The sequence below is a fragment of the Pseudomonas sp. KCJK9016 genome, assembly GCF_046231795.1.
GTDB lineage: Bacteria > Pseudomonadota > Gammaproteobacteria > Pseudomonadales > Pseudomonadaceae > Aquipseudomonas > Aquipseudomonas bananamidigenes.
Map to the genome: position 1 here is coordinate 301234 of NZ_JBJJMM010000001.1, position 18248 is coordinate 319481.

An 18248-nucleotide genomic window follows, 5' to 3' on the forward strand; every position below is an offset into this window, starting at 1 on the left:
GAAATCCCTTCGTAGGTTGATGCCAGAATATAACGATGCGCAGCGTCGGAACAGTCCGGCAGGGACGCAAGGTCCCTGCCGGACACACAGCGTAGCTTATCAGCGGGTTTCGCCGCGTTCACGGGCAATGGCACGGTAGCCGATGTCGGTGCGGTAGAAGCAGCCTTCCCAGTCGATGGCCTTGGCCAGCCTGTAGGCCTGCTCCTGAGCGGCGCCTACGCTGGCGCCCATGGCGGTGGCACACAACACCCGACCACCGGCCGTCACGACGTTGCCGTCCTTGAGCGCGGTACCGGCGTGGAAGACCTTGCCTTCCAGTGCGGCTGCCGCGTCCAGACCGTTGATCTTCGCACCCTTGGCATAGTCGCCCGGGTAACCGCCGGCCGCCAGCACGATGCCGACGCTCGGGCGCGGATCCCATTGCGCTTCGACCTTGTCCAGTGCCTGGGCCAATGCCGCCTCGACCAACAGCACCAGACTCGACTGCAGGCGCAGCATCACCGGTTGGGTTTCCGGATCACCGAAACGGCAGTTGAACTCGATGACCTTCGGATGGCCGGCCTTGTCGATCATCAGACCGGCGTACAGGAAGCCGGTGTAGACGTTGCCTTCCTCGGCCATGCCGCGCACGGTCGGCCAGATCACCTGGTCCATCACGCGCTGGTGCACGTCCGCGGTGACGACCGGAGCCGGGGAGTAAGCACCCATGCCGCCGGTGTTCGGACCGCTGTCGCCGTCGCCGACGCGTTTGTGGTCCTGGCTGGTGGCCATCGGCAGGACGTTCTTGCCGTCGACCATGACGATGAAGCTGGCTTCTTCGCCGTCGAGGAACTCTTCGATGACGACGCGGGAGCCGGCGTCGCCGAACGCGTTGCCGGCGAGCATGTCGCGGACGGCGTCTTCGGCTTCGGCCAGGGTCATGGCGACGATCACGCCTTTACCGGCGGCCAGACCGTCGGCCTTGATCACGATCGGCGCGCCTTTTTCACGCAGATAAGACAGGGCCGGCTCGATCTCGGTGAAGTTCTGGTAGTCGGCGGTCGGGATCTTGTGGCGCGCCAGGAAGTCCTTGGTAAAGGCTTTCGAGCCTTCGAGCTGTGCGGCACCGGCGGTCGGGCCGAAGCAGTCCAGGCCACGGGAGCGGAACAGGTCGACAACACCGGCGACCAGCGGTACTTCAGGGCCGACGATGGTCAGGGAAACGTTTTTCTCGGCGAAATCCGCCAGTTGCTCGAGGGCCAGCACGTCGATGGCGACGTTTTCGCACTTGGCTTCAATCGCGGTGCCGGCGTTGCCCGGTGCGACGAAAACTTTCTGCACACGCGGATCCTGAGCCACTTTCCAGGCCAGGGCGTGTTCGCGGCCACCGCTGCCAATGATCAAAACATTCATTTCAAAAACCTCAAAATTCTGTCAGGCGCTGCTGGAGCGCTTTATGTGGGAGCGAGCCTGCTCGCGAAAGCGGTGTGTCAGTCAACCTCAACGTCGCTGACAGATTGCATTCGCGAGCAGGATCGCTCCCACATTTGAATCTGCGTATCAGTGACGGAAATGGCGCATGCCCGTGAACACCATCGCGATACCGGCTTCATCGGCAGCAGCAATCACTTCAGCATCACGCATCGAACCACCTGGCTGGATCACCGCAGTGATACCGACCTTGGCCGCATTGTCCAGACCGTCGCGGAACGGGAAGAACGCATCGGATGCCATTACGGAGCCAGCGACCTGCAGACCGGCGTGCTCAGCCTTGATCGCAGCGATACGTGCCGAGTTCACGCGGCTCATCTGGCCGGCGCCGACGCCGATGGTCTGACGGTTCTTGGCGTAGACGATGGCGTTGGACTTGACGAACTTGGCCACTTTCCAGGCAAAGATCAGGTCGTTGATTTCCTGCTCGGTCGGTGCACGCTTGGTCACCACTTTCAGGTCGTCGGCGCCGATCATGCCGATGTCGCGGCTCTGCACCAACAGGCCGCCGTTGACACGCTTGTAGTCCCAGGCCGGAACGCGATCCGCCGACCATTCACCGCAGGCCAGCAGGCGCACATTGGCCTTGGCGGCGACGATTTCGCGGGCTTCTGCGCTGACGCTCGGGGCGATGATCACTTCGACGAACTGACGCTCGACGATTGCCTTGGCGGTTTCGGCGTCCAGTTCACGGTTGAACGCAATGATGCCGCCGAATGCCGATTCGGTGTCGGTGGCGTAGGCCAGATCATAGGCCTGACGGATGCCGCCTTCGGCGTCCGGGCTCACGGCTACGCCGCACGGGTTGGCGTGCTTGACGATCACGCAGGCCGGTTTGACGAAGCTCTTCACACATTCCAGTGCGGCGTCGGTATCGGCCACGTTGTTGTACGACAGCTCCTTGCCTTGCAACTGGGTGGCAGTGGCGATGCCGGCTTCGGCAGGCTTGGCCTCAACGTAGAACGCCGCGCTCTGGTGCGGGTTCTCGCCGTAGCGCATTTCCTGGGCCTTGATGAACTGGCTGTTGAAGGTGCGCGGGAATTCGCTGCGGCCGGAAGTCGAGAGGGTTTCGGCAGCCTGGTTCACGGTGCCCATGTAGTTGGCGATCATGCCGTCGTAGGCGGCTGTGTGTTCGAACGCCTTGAGCATCAGGTCGAAACGCTGCGCGTAGGTCAGACCGCCGGCCTTGAGGTTTTCCAGGACGTTGGCGTAATCGCTGGCATTCACCACGATCGCTACATCTTTGTGGTTTTTCGCCGCCGAACGAACCATGGTCGGACCGCCGATGTCGATGTTCTCGATGGCGGTCGGCAGGTCGCAGCCCGGCTTGCTGATGGTGGCTTCAAAGGGGTACAGGTTGACGGCCACCAGATCGATCGGCTTGATGCCGTGTTCGCTCATGATCGCGTCATCGACACCGCGACGACCGAGGATCCCGCCGTGAATTTTCGGGTGCAGGGTTTTCACCCGACCGTCCATCATTTCTGCGAAACCGGTGTAATCCGCGACTTCCACTGCGGCCACGCCGTTGTCCTGCAGCAGTTTGAAGGTCCCGCCGGTGGAAAGGATTTCCACGCCCAGGGCTTCCAGCTCCCTGGCGAATTCGAGGATCCCGGTCTTGTCGGAAACACTGATCAAGGCGCGGCGGATCGGCAGGCGGGTAGTCTGGTCGGTCATCTCAATTTCCATCAAAAGCAAGGGAAGTCAGCAAAAAAGGCGACCGGTTTTACGCGGGCGCCTTTCTGGTTGGATTGAATGCTTACAGCAGATCGTACTGCTTGAGTTTCTTGCGCAGCGTGCCGCGGTTGAGTCCGAGCAGCTCGCTGGCCTTGGTCTGGTTGCCCTTGACGTAGTTCATCACGCTTTCGAGCAGGGGAGCCTCGACTTCGGAGAGCACCAGGTTGTACACGTCCGTGACGGCTGCGCCCTCAAGGTGGGCGAAATAATTGTGCAGCGCTTTCTCGACACTCCCGCGAAGGGTCTGGCCTTCTTCGCTCGGGGTGTTGAGGTGCTGTTTCAAATTCACGTTGTCGCTCACGGGTGTTGTTCCACTCACTAAAGTCTCGGTCATCATCGTCATGCGGCCACCCCTTCTTCGTCCCCTGTCAGGCTCTTATAACGTTCGGCGAAGAACTCCCGAACGTTGGCGCATTGTGTTTCCGTACCATCCAAACGATTGAAACGGGCGCGAAACTCCCTGGCGCCCGGCAAGGTTGCGAGATACCAGCCCACATGCTTTCGGGCAATGCGTACGCCCATCACGTCCCCATAGAAGGCGTGGAGGGCGGCCAGATGCTCAAGCAGAATGCGTTCCACCTCGGACAGCTCCGGCGCCGGGAGTTTTTCTCCCGTACGCAGGAAGTGTTCGATCTCACGAAAAATCCATGGTCGCCCTTGGGCGGCCCGGCCGATCAACAGGCCGTCGGCACCGGTCGCGTCGAGCACGTAGCGGGCCTTTTCCGGCGATACGATGTCGCCATTGGCGAAGACCGGAATAGACACCGCCTGCTTGATCGCGGCAATGGTGTCGTACTCGGCTTCGCCGGTGTACAGGTCGGCGCGGGTGCGGCCATGCACTGCCAGCGCCGTGATCCCGGCCTGCTCGGCGATCTTCGCCACGGTCAGGCCGTTCTTGTTGTCGCGATCCCATCCAGTGCGGATCTTCAGGGTCACCGGCACATCAACCGCCGCCACGACGGCGTGCAGGATCTCGGTAACCAGCGCTTCATCTTTCAACAACGCGGAGCCGGCAGCCTTGTTGCAGACCTTTTTTGCCGGGCAACCCATGTTGATGTCGATAATCTGCGCGCCCAGCTCGACGTTGGCCCGGGCTGCATCCGCCAGCATCTGCGCGTCGCCTCCGGCGATCTGCACCGAGCGTGGCTCGGGATCGCCTTCGTGGATCATGCGCATGCGCGACTTGCGGGTATTCCACAGGCTCATGTCACTGGTGACCATTTCCGAGACTACAAGCCCTGCGCCCAAACGCTTGCACAACTGACGAAAGGGCTGGTCGGTGACACCCGCCATGGGGGCGAGAATCAAGCCGTTCTGTAATGTATATGGGCCGATGCGTACCGCCGACATAGGACTTCCCTGAAGTGGGGCCGGATCATGAGAGTTCGAAAAAGGGTTGGCATGATACCCGCTCTCGATGACTGGATAAAGGCTGAATTGAACAAAATCTGAACAGTCATTCCGTTATTGCCTGTGGTTTGGTCGTACAGGGCAAAGTCAGAAAACTGCCGTCAATGACACATTGGTGAGGCGCTTTATTCGGGAGAGTGGAAACTCAGACTGTAGTTCACCGCTTTCGGCCCTGGATCGAGAATGTCCAGGGCGATGTGGATAGGCGTCTGTGGCGGCATTTCCGCCATGCCTTCGAGGTCGCCGTTGAGGTATTCGCCAGGTTTGAATCGGCGACTGGCGATCAGGTGGCCGTTGAGGTCGGCAAAGCGCAGCTCCAGCAACGGGAACGGTTGGGAAAATGGCGCGCGGTTATAAATGATTGCGTCGACCACCAGTGCGCCACTGAAGTCCGGATGGCTGCGTACGACCAGGTTGCTGCTCTTGATCTTGGCAATATCGACCTTGGACGGCACCGTGCAGCCAATCTGCGGGCACAGTTGCTGGAACCATGGGCGGTACTGGTCCTGACGGGCCAGCTCGTCAAAATGATAGGCGACGTACTGGCCGGCGAGGCCGGCAGTGGCCAGTAATACCAATAGCAGCCAGAGCAGGCGTCGGCCCCAGGGCGAACGGCGCTTCTGCCAGTCCAGTTGCAGCGGATCGTCGGTCAGATCCTGCAAGGCTTCGGCACGCACGCCGGGTTCATTGCGTTCGCGCTTTTTGCGGGGAGGCTCGACAGCTGGCGGATCGTTATCGATTTCCGTACCGGCCGACAGACGTGCCTGGCGAGATGCCGGATCGATCGGGTCATGCAGGCGCAGTTGTGGAATCACGGGTTCGTCATCGAGGTCTACCGGGACCAGCGACAGGGAAGGCTCGGTGCGTTCCGGCTTTGCCGGTTCAAAATCGGCGACGTCGTCTGCGTGTTCGGCCTCGACGATCCGTTCGTCGGCCGGTTCGCTGAAAAGGCTGTCCGACCACGGCTCGTTATCCGGTTCGTGGTCGTCGCGGCGAGCACTGAGGGACTCTTCGCGGGCGCCACCGAATTCGATGGTAGGCTGGATTTCCCGCTGTTCGAGACGAGCCAGTTCCTCGTCCAGATCCAGACTGTCGAGATCCAGTTCTGCGGCGCTCCACTGTTTCTGGCTGATGGCGCGTGGTTGAGGCGGTTCAGGTGGCTCGGGTGGTCTGGCGACGACCGGTGTTTCGGCTACCGGGGGCGGTTCGGCAATGACTGGCGCCACCGGTGTGACAGCCTCCTTGCCTGCGCGTTGCTCGAGCAGCTGTTTGGCGGCGTTGAACACTTGCAGACAGGAGCCGCAACGAACCACCCCGCGGGCCACGCTCAACTGAGTATGGCTGACACGGAAGCTGGTTTGGCAATGCGGGCACTGGGTGACGAAGCTGTCGGTCATGCGGCGATCCGGATTGAGCAGGCGGTCATTCTAGCGCCGACGGCCGGTGATGCGCACCCAGCCATCGCGATTGGCGATCGGGTCGAGATCGAAGTCCTGCGCGTACGCGGCAGCGACTTCATCGCCCTGTTCGGCGAGGATCCCGGACAGCGCCAGACGTCCGCCGGACTTGACCAGGCCGGACAGTTGCGGCGCCAGGGAAACCAGCGGTCCGGCCAGAATGTTGGCCACCAGCACGTCGGCTTTGACCTGCGGCAGATCCTGTGGCAGATACAGCGCAAACAGTTCGTCGGCAATGCCGTTGCGCCCGGCGTTGTCGCGGGACGCCTCCAGCGCCTGCACGTCAATGTCGGTGCCCACGGCTTCTTTCGCACCGAGCAGCAGGGCGGCGATGGCCAGAATCCCTGAGCCGCAGCCGAAGTCCAGTACGTTGCAGTCCTTCAGATCCTGACCATCGAGCCATTCCAGGCACAGGGCGGTGGTCGGGTGGGTGCCGGTGCCGAACGCCAGGCCCGGGTCCAGAAGCAGGTTGACCGCGTCAGGGTGTGGTGCGGCGTGCCAGCTCGGTACGATCCACAGGCGCTGGCCGAATTGCATCGGCTGGAAACCGTCCATCCAGCTGCGCTCCCAGTCCTGGTCCTCGATCACTTCGCTGTGATGCTCGGGCAACGGGCTGCCGGTCAGCAGTTCGAGATGAGCCAGAACCGGCGCCGCTTCGGTACCGCCCTCGAACAGGGCCAGCAGGTGGGTGTGCGCCCACAGCGGGGTGGTATTGAGCTCGGGTTCGAAGATCGGCTGATCTTCGGCGTCCATGAAGGTCACCGATACGGCGCCCACTTCTAGAAAAGCGTCTTCGTAGGTTTCGGCTTGTTCCGGGCTGATGGCGAGACGTACTTGCAGCCAAGGCATGGCGGGCACCTGTGAAAAAGATTGATTGCAGCCAGATGGCTGCGAGAAGCGCGCAAGTTTACGCGAGCGCGACGGTTTTGTGGGAGCGGGTAATGTGTGAGTAGATGAAAACTGCGCAAACAACAAAGCCGCCCGAAGGCGGCCTTGTCGTGTGCCGGTGAAAGCTTAGTGCTTGTCGCCGGCCAGCTTGTGCTCGAGGTAGTGAATGTTCACGCCCCCTTTGCAGAAGCCTTCATCGCGGGTCAGGTCACGGTGCAACGGAATGTTGGTCTTGATCCCGTCGACCACGATTTCATCCAGGGCATTGCGCATGCGTGCCATGGCTTCGTCGCGGGTGGCGCCGTAAGTGATCAGCTTGCCGATCAGCGAGTCGTAGTTCGGCGGAACCGCATAACCGCTGTACAGGTGCGAATCGACGCGAACGCCGTTGCCGCCCGGTGCGTGGAAATGCTTGACCGTACCCGGGCTCGGCATGAAGGTGCGCGGGTCTTCGGCGTTGATCCGACACTCCAGCGCGTGGCCGCGGATGACCACATCTTCCTGGCGGATCGACAGCTTGTTGCCGGCGGCAATGCTGAGCATTTCCTTGACGATGTCGACACCGGTGACCATTTCCGAAACCGGGTGCTCCACCTGAACACGGGTGTTCATTTCGATGAAGTAGAAACGACCGTTCTCGTACAGGAACTCGAAGGTGCCGGCGCCACGGTAGCCGATGTCGATGCACGCCTGGACGCAGCGAGCGAAGACTTCCTGGCGGGCCTTCTCGTCGATGCCCGGTGCCGGCGCTTCTTCGAGAACCTTCTGGTGGCGGCGCTGCAGCGAGCAGTCGCGGTCGCCCAGATGGATGGCGTTGCCCTGGCCGTCGGACAGCACCTGCACTTCGACGTGACGCGGATTGGTCAGGAATTTTTCCAGATAGACCATCGGATTGCCGAACGCCGCGCCAGCTTCGGTGCGAGTCAGTTTGGCGAATGCGACCAGGTCTTCTTCCCTGTGCACCACGCGCATGCCGCGACCACCGCCGCCGCCGGCGGCCTTGATGATCACCGGGTAGCCGACCTCACGGCCAATGCGCAGTGCCGTTTCTTCGTCTTCCGGCAGCGGGCCGTCGGAACCTGGAACGGTTGGAACGCCAGCGGCGATCATCGCGTGCTTGGCCGACACCTTGTCGCCCATCAGGCGAATGGTCTCGGCTTTCGGGCCGATGAAGGCGAAGCCGGAATTCTCGACCTGCTCGGCGAAATCGGCGTTTTCCGCGAGGAAACCGTAGCCTGGGTGAATGGCGGTGGCGCCAGTCACTTCAGCGGCTGCGATGATGGCCGGGATGTGCAGGTAGGATTGCGCAGCGGAAGCCGGGCCGATGCAGACGGATTCGTCTGCCAGACCCAGGTGCATCAGATCTTTGTCGGCCTTGGAGTAAACGGCGACGGTCTTGATGCCCATCTCTTTGCAGGCACGCAGAATCCGCAGGGCGATCTCACCGCGGTTAGCGATCAGAACTTTTTCCAACTTCGCAGTCATCAAAGGCTCTCCGCAGTTCAAACGATGGTGAACAGCGGTTGGTCGTACTCAACCGGCTGGCCGTCTTCGACGAGGATGGATTCGATCACACCGCTGGTTTCAGCTTCGATGTGGTTCATCATCTTCATGGCTTCGACGATGCACAGGGTGTCGCCTTTCTTCACGGTCTGGCCGACTTCAACGAAGGCTGGCGAGGTTGGCGAAGACTTGCGATAGAAAGTGCCGACCATCGGCGAACGGGCAACGGTGCCGTTCAGCGCCGGAGCAGCAGCGGCAGCCGGAGCGGCGGCAACTGGAGCTGCCGCAGCGGCAGCGGCTGGCGCGGCAACCGGAGCGGCCGCAGGTGCCGGAGCGTAGTACTGCTGGGCCGGAGTCTTGCTGTTGCGGCTGATGCGAACGGACTCTTCGCCTTCCTTGATCTCGAGCTCGTCGATGCCGGACTCTTCCAGCAATTCGATCAGTTTCTTAACTTTACGGATATCCATGAATCATCAACTCCCAAGGGTCGGTCAGGGGCGTATAGCTTGTTGTTCAAGCTGCTCTAGTGCAGCCTCCAGGGCCAGTCGGTAACCGCTGGCGCCAAGGCCGCAGATCACTCCCACCGCTACGTCGGAGAAGTAAGAGTGATGGCGGAAAGGTTCGCGTTTGTGCACGTTGGACAAATGCACTTCGATGAATGGGATGCTCACTCCCAGCAGCGCGTCACGTAATGCGACACTTGTGTGCGTAAAAGCTGCCGGATTGATAAGAATGAAGTCCACGCCTTCGCTGCGGGCGGCATGGATCCGGTCGATCAATTCGTACTCGGCGTTGCTTTGCAGGTGCAGCAGATGATGGCCGGCTTCGCGGGCGCGGCGCTCCAGATCCTGATTGATCTGCGCCAGGGTGGTCGACCCATAAGTCCCGGGTTCCCGGGTGCCGAGCAGGTTCAGGTTGGGGCCATGCAGCACCAGTAGCGTCGCCATCTGCGTGTTCCTTGTTTTGGGTGAGGCTTCATCAGAACCCGGCGACTATGCCGCAAAGGCTTTGTGACTGTCCAGTTCTCTGCAATAGCCAGCACGATCTCCGATGTTTGCGCGAAATATGTGACTGGGCAGTGAGATCCGGTCATTCGGGTACCCAAAACCGGCATTATCGCGATCAGACGCGGAATGCCTGCACCGCTGTGTGCAGTTGCCCGCCCAATACCAGCAGATTCTCCCCCTGTTCGCGTCCTTCACCGATGCGAAGCAGGTTATCCCCACCCAATTGATGGATTCGTTCGCTGTGATCGCGGATCTCGCTGACCGCGCCACTTTGTTGTGCCGTGGCTTCGGCGATGCGGACCGCCGTGTCGGAAATGGTCTGGATCGCGCCGACGATCTTGTCCAGCGCACCGTCCGCCGATTGCGCCTGGCTGGCCGTGGCTTCGGCGTGCTCCACTTGCGCACGCATGCCTTCGACCGATTGTCGGGCGGCGGTTTGCAGGCCGGCGATCAGGGTTTGAATTTCAGCGGTGGCGCCGGCGGTGCGTTGCGCCAGTGAGCGGACTTCTTCGGCTACCACGGCAAAACCACGGCCCATTTCACCGGCGCGGGCGGCTTCGATCGCCGCGTTGAGGGCCAGCAGGTTGGTCTGGTCGGCGATCGAGCGGATCACTGTCAGAACACCACCGATGGTCGCCGATTCTTGCGCCAGATGCTCGATCATCTGCGCATTGCCTTGTACTTCACCGACCAGGGCATGCAGACCGGTGAGGCTCTGGCCGATGACTTTCTGCCCGTGTTCGACGGCCAGGCCGGCATGGCGACTGGCGTCCGCCGCCTGACGCGCATCACCGGCCACTTGCTGGATGGTCGCTTCCAGTTCGCTGAGGGAGTCGCGGATCAGCGCCGTGTCCCCGGCCTGATGTTCGGCGCCGCTGTGCAGGTCGTTGCTCAGTTCGGCCAGCGTGCGGCTGCTGCCCGCCACTTGTTCGGCATTGCCGCGAATGGTGCCCACCAGGTCCACCAGATAGGCACGCAGACGATTGAGCGAGGCTTCGATGTCATGCAGCTCGCGGTTGGTCTTGCCCAGATGGATACCGCGACTGAAGTCGCCCTCCGCCCAGGTGGACAATGCGGGTGCGAGGTTGGTCAGGGTGCGGGCCAAGCGTCGCTGCAGGGTGTCGATCAGCAGGGCGATCAACAGGATCAGGCCGATCATCACGCCTTGCATCAGCCGCACCTCGCTCTGGATCTGGCCATGCTGGGCGCGCACCACCGGCTCCAGGCCGGCAATGGCCTGCTGCACCGCAGCGATTTTCTGGTGGGTCGCGGTGCTCAGATCGGTACGTTTCTGGATCTGCTCGCGGGTTCGCGCCAGTTCCGCCGGGTAGCGATTGAGCAGACTGTTGAGGTCGCGCTTGAGGCCGACGCCGGCATCTTCGGCGACCGCTTTCTCGGTGCTTTCGATGCCCATCATCGAGGCGAAATCGTCGCTGCCGGACTCACTGCTGGTCACCACCCCAAGCAAGGGCAGGGCGTCGATCGTCCGGGCCTGGGTACGGATGTTGCTCACTTCGCGCTCGACATCGGCGGCCAGTTCGCTGCGACCGCTGCTGACCAGTTTGTCCCGGGCCAGCGACAACTTGCCCAGGTGTTGCGACGCGGCAAGCAACGGCACCAGATAGGCCGGGTTGCCGCCGGCATAGGTACTGAGTTGGTCGAGGCTGGCACTCAGTTCGCGTTCGGCCTGCAGCAGCAATGCCTGTGGATCGCCGGCCAGTTTGCCAGCAGCCAGCAGGTCGGTCTTGCTGAACTCTTCGAGGCTCGACAGGCTCGGGCGCAGCGTCTCGGCCAGTACCGGCGGCAACGCGCCGAGTTCTTTTTGCAAGCTGTCGATGCCCTGGCCGGCGCTGCTCAGGCGCAGCGCATCGCCGCTGCCGAGGTAGTCCTCGACGTTGCGTGCGACTTCATTCTGAAATTGCTGCGACAGAGCGAGGTAGCGCTCCATCAACAGATACGGACGCTCGAGGGCTTTCTGTGACCACCACAGCGTGGCGCCGAGGGCCACGCAGACGGCGACCAGCAACAGCGTGTTGAGATTGGTGAGCAACTTCAGGCGCATGACGGCTACCAACGGCAGTAATGGTAAGCGCCTGAATTTATTGCGGTTCTGTTACAGGGTTATGACCGAATCGGTCGATTCCGATGAAAAAGTGGCACTTTGCTCTCGCGCGGTCTGCACCCGGTTTCGGCCTTCTGCCTTGGCGCGATACAACGCCTCGTCGGCCTGGCTGGCCATCATCAGGCTGTCGGAATCGTCGCGCATTTCCACCACGCCGGCGCTGAAGGTGCACCACAAATCCTGAGGCTGGGCCGGGTAGTGAATCTCGGCGAAGCGCTGGCGGATTTCGTCGAGCACTTTATGGGCAGCTTCTATATCGGTATCGGGCATGACGATGGCGAACTCTTCGCCGCCATAACGACCAATGAAATCGGTCTTGCGCAGACGTTGCTTGAGGAACAGCGCCAGGCTCTTGATCACCCGGTCGCCCATGGGGTGGCCGTGGCTGTCGTTGACCCGCTTGAAGTGGTCGATGTCGAGCATGGCAAAGCTCAACGGCTTGTTCTCGCGACGGGCGCGGAACGAGCAGTCTTCGAGCAGTTGCAGGATGTGCGTGTGGTTGTACAGCCCGGTGAGACTGTCGCGGACCATGCGTGCCTTCAGGTTGCGCGCGCGGGCGGCGCGATTGCGTACGGTGGTGATCAGGTGCCGCGGCTTGATCGGCTTGGTCAGGAAGTCGTCACCGCCCTCGCTCATGGCATCGAGCTGCTTGTCCAGATCGTCTTCGGCTGACAGATAAATGATCGGCACGCTGACATAGCGGTCGTTGTGGCGGATGACCTTGGCCAGTTCGGTGCCGGTGCAGGCCGGCATGTACATGTCGAGGATGATCAGATCCGGCTGGAAGTCCGCCAGTTCGGCCATCGCCTGAATCGGCTCGATCAGCGTACGGGTCACGATCCCGGCGCTGTTGAGCAGCCGCTCGGTGTGCAGGGCCTGGGCGCGGGAATCGTCGATGATGAGCACTTTATAGGGTTCATATTGGGCGACGCAGGTCAGCACTTCGATTTTCTCCAGCAGGCTCGAGGCTTCGAGGGTGCCGGTGAGAAATTCCTGACCGCCGGCGCGCACGGCGGCGAGGCGGGTCGGCGTGTCGGTTTCGTGCAGGCTGAAGAACAGCAGTGGCAGCGGTTCTTCCAGGCCTTGCTGGGCTTCCGCCGCGAGTTTCAGGCCGACGCCGGCGCCGCTGAAATCCACGTCCATGACGATGGCGGCCGGCAGGCGCTCGACCATCGATGAACGAAACGCCGACACGCTGTCCAGCGCCTGGGCGCTCAGACCGAAAAACTCCAGTTGCTTGGCCAGCCGCTCGGCGCGGTCGTGGTCCTGTAGCATCACGTAGATTGGTTTGCGCAGGGGCGGCAGAAAGGTCTGGTCGAGCTGGTCGCCATGGCGCAGGCCGGTGCGGGACAAACGTTGCATCAAGCGGTTGAGGTCGGTGATCAGGCCGCTGCTCAGGCGCCCGCGATTGGCGTCCACCGCTTCCAGTGACTGGCTGATGTGGTGGGCCAGTTGGCTGTGCTCGGGCTGTTCGAAGCGCTCGGCAAAACGCAACAGGCGCAAATTGGCCTCGCTAAGCTCGGCAAGGTCGGCCGTGGACCACTCGCTGCGTTGCAGGCGCTGCCATATCTCAAGAATCTGACGTGCCTGATGAATTACCCGCTGGGCAAAGTGGTGCTTGAGGCGCTCACGGCTGGGGTCTTCTGGCTCGGTCATATCCTGACTACTAGTTAGGCTGCATGCTGAGGTCGACTGGTGGCTCTATGCTAGCACCTCTTTTCCCTTACATGAGTGTCGTACGTCAATAATCTGCGGTACGTCACTATTCAGTTTCTGACCGGGTGGTTTCCTACCGGACCTGCTCGTCGACCAAGCGTCCGTGAACAGGTGGTTTCGGGAGGTTTCCCAAGGCTGTTGAGGAAGCGTCCCGGTGGCGGGAGGGCTTTGTCTGTCAGGGCATTCTGATTTTTCCCTGAGGCGGTTTCGGCAGGAATTCGGACTGGTAGGGTCAGGGAAACCCCTACAAGAATTTCCCCGGATATGAGCCAGTGTTTCAACGAACACCCCAGCGATAACCAGCGTCTGAATCACAGCACCCGGCCGGTTGCGTAGTTGCCCTCGATGGCGTGCTGATTGCCGATCCGGTGCAACGTAACCGGGCGATCAACGCCGCCCATGCCCGGTTGTGGTTTAGATCGCAATGAGGATCTTCAACGTCTGAGAGAGGCGTCTATTCTTTCGCTCACGGGCAACGTCCGATTGATTTTCCCCGATGCTCCATTCGTGGGTGCCGGGTCGAGGCACGTTGTTGTATGGTTGCTGTCGAACCGTTGAACCCAAGTTTGAAAGGATATCGCCATGCTGGACTGGAAGAATCGCGCGGGCAGCGCGCCCGAACGTGCCGCCGAGCCGAAATCCGCCGCCCGCAGTTATGTGGGCGGCCTGTTGTTCAGCCGCGCACTGGCCACACTGGTCGGTATTTACCTGTTGGTGACCATCGCCCTGGGCTGGTATTGGAGCGAGGAGCCGGCCCTGTTCCCCGTGGCGCAGAATGCGCAGCTGGCCGCGGAGAAAGAAGGCAAGCAAATGGTGGTCGGCTACACCACCGTCGAAACCCTCAAGACTGTTGCCGGCACCCTGCTGAACAAGCCGGGTGGCTACATTTCCAATGATCGTTTCCCGCCGGGCCTGTGGATGGACAACATGCCGAGCTGGGAATACGGCGTGCTGGTTCAGGTGCGCGACCTGACCCGTGCCTTGCGCAAGGACTTCGCCCGTTCGCAGTCGCAGTCGGCTGAGGACGCCGATCTGGCCAAGGCCGAGCCGCGCTTCAACTTCGACAACAAGAGCTGGATCCTGCCGTCCAGCGAGTCGGAATACCAGGAAGGCATCAACTCCCTGAGCCGTTATCAGGCGCGCCTGTCCGACCCGACGCAAAAGAATGCGCTGTTCTATGCCCGCGCCGACAACCTGAACAACTGGCTGGGTGATGTCGGGACTCGTCTGGGTTCGCTGTCGCAACGCCTGTCGGCCAGTGTGGGTCGGGTCAAGCTCAACACCGCGCTGAAAACCGAAGTTCCGGCGGTGGGTGAAGTGCCGCAGGTGGACGAGGAAGTCGTCGAGACGCCGTGGATGCAGATCGACAACGTGTTCTATGAAGCCCGTGGCCAGGCCTGGGCGCTGTCGCACCTGCTGCGCGCCATCGAGGTCGACTTCGCCGACGTGCTGGCGAAGAAGAACGCCACGGTGAGCGTGCGCCAGATCATCCGTGAGCTGGAGGCTTCCCAGGAAACCGTCTGGAGCCCGATGATCCTCAATGGCAGCGGCTTCGGGATCCTGGCCAACCACTCGCTGGTCATGGCCAACTACATTTCCCGGGCCAACGCCGCCGTGATCGATCTTCGTCAACTGCTCAATCAAGGCTGATTCATGAGCGACAACGCCAGAGAGGCGGCCCACCGCGCCGCCTCGGATGCCGAACGGATCGCCTGGGTCGACGAGCAGGACAACCTGCTCGGTTCCCTCGTCCGCGCCGACTTGCGCGCGCGCGGGCTGATCGGCCGTGGCACCTACATCATGCTGTTCAACTCCGCCGGAGAGCTCTGCGTCCATCGGCGGACCCTGAGCAAAGCCATTTATCCCGGTTACTGGGACGTGGCGGCGGGCGGCATGGTGCAGGCGGACGAAACCTACGCCGAGTCGGCGGCCCGTGAGCTTGAAGAAGAGTTGGGCGTGAGCGGCGTTGAGTTGACGGCGCATGACCATTTTTTCTTCGAGGACCCCGGCAATCGCCTGTGGTGTTCGGCGTTTTCGGCCGTGTGGGACGGGCCGTTGATCCTGCAGCCGGAAGAAGTGCTTGAAGCGCGCTTCATTCCGGTCGATCAGGTCATGCTGGAAATCGAGCGGAAGCCTTATTGCCCGGACTCTCTGGCCGCATTGAAACGTTATCTGAAAGCCCGACAGGGCGACGTCGCAAAGAACTCGTAAATTGGCGCCGATTGGCACTTAGCAATCGGCGTTTTTGCCGTTACACTGCGCGACCTTTTCAAGCTGTGCCGGCCTGTCTTCTGGAAGCAACCGGTGCAGTAGCGCTGCCCCTGCCTGAGTGGGGCTTCGCGGTCGATAGCCTTGCCCAGGGCTGCGATCAGTCTTTGTCCTCCCGAGAGGATTGCCGGTGGCCAAAAAAGCCGCATCCTTCGCCGCCCTGGGCGGCCTGGTATTTTCCACCGACGCAGGTCGTCATTGCCCGGAATGCAGTAAGCCGGTGGACGCCTGTATCTGCAGACAAACCGTTATCCCGGCCGGCGACGGCATTGCCCGCGTGCGTCGCGAGAGCAAGGGGCGTGGCGGCAAGACGGTGACCACCATCACCGGCGTGCCCCTGGCCGAAGACGCGCTCAAGGAACTGGCGACAACGTTGAAGAAACGTTGCGGCACCGGCGGCGCGTTGAAAGACGGGGTCATCGAGATCCAGGGCGATCACGTCGAGCTACTCTTGGCCGAGTTGGTCAAGCACGGTTTCAAGGCGAAGAAGTCCGGCGGTTAGCAGCCTCTGTGAAAACCACCTGCGGCCTGGTCCGGCACTGATGGTCATCGGTTCCGGCGTCGTTTCCATGGTTTTCACAGAGCCTGTTCAAGACCGGTTTCTAAACTCAACGCTGTCAGCGCGGTCTACCGCCCCGCTGACGAACCGTCATTTTCATTCTTTAGACTGCGCCGGCCTGCAACCAGGCGACGCACCATGACTTCTTTATAGGGGACTTCGATGTCCGTACGACGCACACGCAAAGACGATGGCAGCCAATGGACAGTTGCGGACAGCCGCAGTGTTTACGGGATTCGCCATTGGGGGGCCGGGTATTTCGCGATCAATGACGCCGGTCGCGTCGAAGTTCGTCCGAACGGTCCGAACAGTTCGCCGATCGACCTGTTCGAACAAGTCGACCAGTTGCGCAAGAGTGGCTTGTCGTTGCCGCTGCTGGTGCGCTTTCCCGACATCCTGCAAGACCGCGTGCGTCAGCTGACCGGTGCATTCGATGCCAACATCGAGCGTCTGGAATACCAGAGCAAGTACACCGCGCTGTACCCGATCAAGGTCAACCAGCAGGAAGCGGTGATCGAAAACATCATCGCCACTCAGAACGTCTCCATCGGTCTGGAGGCCGGCTCCAAACCTGAGCTGCTGGCCGTGCTGGCGCTGGCGCCGAAGGGCGGCACCATCGTCTGCAACGGTTACAAGGACCGCGAGTTCATCCGTCTGGCACTGATGGGCCAGAAGCTCGGCCACAACGTGTTCATCGTGATCGAGAAAGAGTCCGAAGTCGGTCTGGTGATCGAAGAGGCCGCTTCGCTGCGGGTCAAGCCACAGGTCGGCCTGCGGGTGCGCCTGTCGTCGCTGGCATCGTCGAAATGGGCCGATACCGGTGGCGAGAAATCCAAGTTCGGTCTGTCGGCGGCGCAACTGCTGTCGGTGGTCGAGCGCTTCCGCGCGGCCGGCCTGGATCAGGGCATTCGCCTGCTGCACTTCCACATGGGCTCGCAGATCGCCAACCTGGCCGACTACCAGCACGGTTTCAAGGAAGCGATCCGTTACTACGGCGAGTTGCGCAACCTGGGCCTGCCGGTCGACCACATCGATGTCGGTGGTGGTCTGGGCGTGGATTACGACGGTACCCACTCGCGCAATGCCAGCTCGATCAACTACGACATGGACGACTACGCCGGTGTTGTGGTCGGCATGCTCAAGGAGTTCTGCGATGCGCAGAGCCTGCCGCATCCGCACATTTTCTCCGAGAGCGGCCGTTCGCTGACCGCCCACCACGCGATGCTGGTGGTGCAGGTGACCGACGTCGAGAAGCACAACGACGACGTGCCGCAGATCGAGAACAAGGAAGCGCTGCCGGAAACCGTGCAGTGGCTGGTCGACCTGCTCGGCCCGACCGACATTGAAATGGTCACCGAAACCTACTGGCGCGCCACCCACTACATGAGCGATGTCGCTGCCCAGTACGCCGACGGCAAACTGACTCTGGCCGAGAAAGCCCTGGCCGAGCAGTGCTATTTCGCGGTGTGCCGTCGACTGCACAACTCGCTGAAGGCACGTCAGCGTTCGCACCGTCAGGTGCTGGACGAACTCAACGACAAGCTGGCCGACAAGTACATCTGCAACTTCTCGGTGTTCCAGAGCCTGCCGGACACCTGGGCGATCGATCAGGTGCTGCCGATCATTCCGCTGCACCGTCTCGACGAAGAACCGCTGCGTCGTGCGGTGCTGCAGGATCTGACCTGCGACTCCGACGGCAAGATCAACCAGTACGTCGACGAGCAGAGCATCGAGACCAGCCTGCCGGTGCATGCGCTGAACGAAGGCGAAGACTACTTGCTCGGCGTGTTCCTGGTCGGCGCCTATCAGGAAATCCTCGGCGACATGCACAACCTGTTCGGTGACACCGACTCGGTGAACATCTACCAGAACGCCGACGGCAGCGTGTACCACGCCGGGATCGAGACCCACGACACCATAGAAGACATGCTGCGCTACGTGCACCTGTCGCCGGAAGAGCTGATGACTCACTATCGCGACAAGTGCGCCAGTGCCCGCATCAGCGCCAGCGAGCGCACCCAGTTCCTCGATGCGTTGCGCCTGGGCCTGACCCGTTCCTCCTACCTGTCTTCCTGACGGCAGGTTCCGACTCCATCGGGTTGTCTGAAATT

Annotated in this window: 15 protein-coding genes; 4 read left to right on the forward strand and 11 right to left on the reverse strand. The window is 61.5% G+C overall.

Translation table 11 applies throughout. The features are described from left to right. Positions 1-99: 99 nt before the first annotated feature. From purD to gcbA, 11 genes are all read right to left on the reverse strand, one after another. A complete protein-coding gene (gene purD / locus ACK6BI_RS01265; RefSeq protein ID WP_409315694.1) occupies positions 100-1392 on the reverse strand; it encodes a phosphoribosylamine--glycine ligase in 1293 nt (430 codons plus the stop codon). Between the two features lie 147 nt (positions 1393-1539). Continuing rightward, positions 1540-3147, reverse strand: coding sequence for a bifunctional phosphoribosylaminoimidazolecarboxamide formyltransferase/IMP cyclohydrolase (gene purH, locus ACK6BI_RS01270; RefSeq protein WP_409315695.1), 1608 nt, complete (start codon positions 3145-3147; stop codon positions 1540-1542). 82 nt (positions 3148-3229) lie between these two features. After that, a complete protein-coding gene (fis, locus tag ACK6BI_RS01275; RefSeq protein WP_003186237.1) occupies positions 3230-3550 on the reverse strand; it encodes a DNA-binding transcriptional regulator Fis in 321 nt (106 codons plus the stop codon). After that, positions 3547-4557 (reverse strand): tRNA dihydrouridine synthase DusB, encoded by a 1011-nt coding sequence (gene dusB / locus ACK6BI_RS01280; RefSeq protein ID WP_065260266.1) that lies wholly within the window; start codon positions 4555-4557, stop codon positions 3547-3549. The genes fis and dusB overlap by 4 nt, the downstream gene beginning before the upstream one ends. A gap of 185 nt (positions 4558-4742) precedes the next feature. After that, a complete protein-coding gene (locus tag ACK6BI_RS01285) occupies positions 4743-6014 on the reverse strand; it encodes a DUF3426 domain-containing protein (protein WP_409315696.1) in 1272 nt (423 codons plus the stop codon). Positions 6015-6044: 30 nt separating this feature from the next. Beyond that, positions 6045-6923, reverse strand: a complete 879-nt coding sequence (gene prmA / locus ACK6BI_RS01290; protein ID WP_409315697.1) for a 50S ribosomal protein L11 methyltransferase — start codon at positions 6921-6923, stop codon at positions 6045-6047. A 165-nt stretch (positions 6924-7088) separates the two neighbouring features. After that, positions 7089-8447 (reverse strand): acetyl-CoA carboxylase biotin carboxylase subunit, encoded by a 1359-nt coding sequence (gene accC, locus ACK6BI_RS01295; RefSeq protein ID WP_409315698.1) that lies wholly within the window; start codon positions 8445-8447, stop codon positions 7089-7091. A 17-nt stretch (positions 8448-8464) separates the two neighbouring features. Beyond that, the gene (gene accB, locus ACK6BI_RS01300) at positions 8465-8932 is read right to left on the reverse strand and encodes an acetyl-CoA carboxylase biotin carboxyl carrier protein (RefSeq protein WP_065260262.1); all 468 of its coding nucleotides are present in this window, start codon (positions 8930-8932) and stop codon (positions 8465-8467) included. Between the two features lie 24 nt (positions 8933-8956). Then, positions 8957-9412 (reverse strand): type II 3-dehydroquinate dehydratase, encoded by a 456-nt coding sequence (gene aroQ / locus ACK6BI_RS01305; RefSeq protein ID WP_065260261.1) that lies wholly within the window; start codon positions 9410-9412, stop codon positions 8957-8959. A 175-nt stretch (positions 9413-9587) separates the two neighbouring features. Next, positions 9588-11534, reverse strand: coding sequence for a methyl-accepting chemotaxis protein (locus ACK6BI_RS01310; protein ID WP_409315699.1), 1947 nt, complete (start codon positions 11532-11534; stop codon positions 9588-9590). 51 nt (positions 11535-11585) lie between these two features. Next, positions 11586-13250, reverse strand: coding sequence for a diguanylate cyclase GcbA (gcbA, locus tag ACK6BI_RS01315; protein ID WP_409315700.1), 1665 nt, complete (start codon positions 13248-13250; stop codon positions 11586-11588). Between the two features lie 642 nt (positions 13251-13892). Between gcbA and ACK6BI_RS01320 the strand changes: the two genes are divergently transcribed. From ACK6BI_RS01320 to speA, 4 genes are all read left to right on the forward strand, one after another. Continuing rightward, positions 13893-14960 (forward strand): DUF2333 family protein, encoded by a 1068-nt coding sequence (locus tag ACK6BI_RS01320; RefSeq protein WP_085711234.1) that lies wholly within the window; start codon positions 13893-13895, stop codon positions 14958-14960. A gap of 3 nt (positions 14961-14963) precedes the next feature. Then, positions 14964-15521 carry an NUDIX hydrolase gene (locus ACK6BI_RS01325; protein ID WP_409315701.1) on the forward strand — a complete coding sequence of 186 codons (558 nt, stop codon included), beginning with the start codon at positions 14964-14966 and terminating at the stop codon, positions 15519-15521. 187 nt (positions 15522-15708) lie between these two features. After that, a complete protein-coding gene (locus tag ACK6BI_RS01330) occupies positions 15709-16080 on the forward strand; it encodes a translation initiation factor Sui1 (protein WP_065260252.1) in 372 nt (123 codons plus the stop codon). Between the two features lie 219 nt (positions 16081-16299). Next, positions 16300-18213: an arginine decarboxylase gene (gene speA / locus ACK6BI_RS01335; protein WP_065260251.1), complete on the forward strand. Its 1914-nt coding sequence runs from the start codon at positions 16300-16302 to the stop codon at positions 18211-18213. Positions 18214-18248 lie beyond the last annotated feature (35 nt).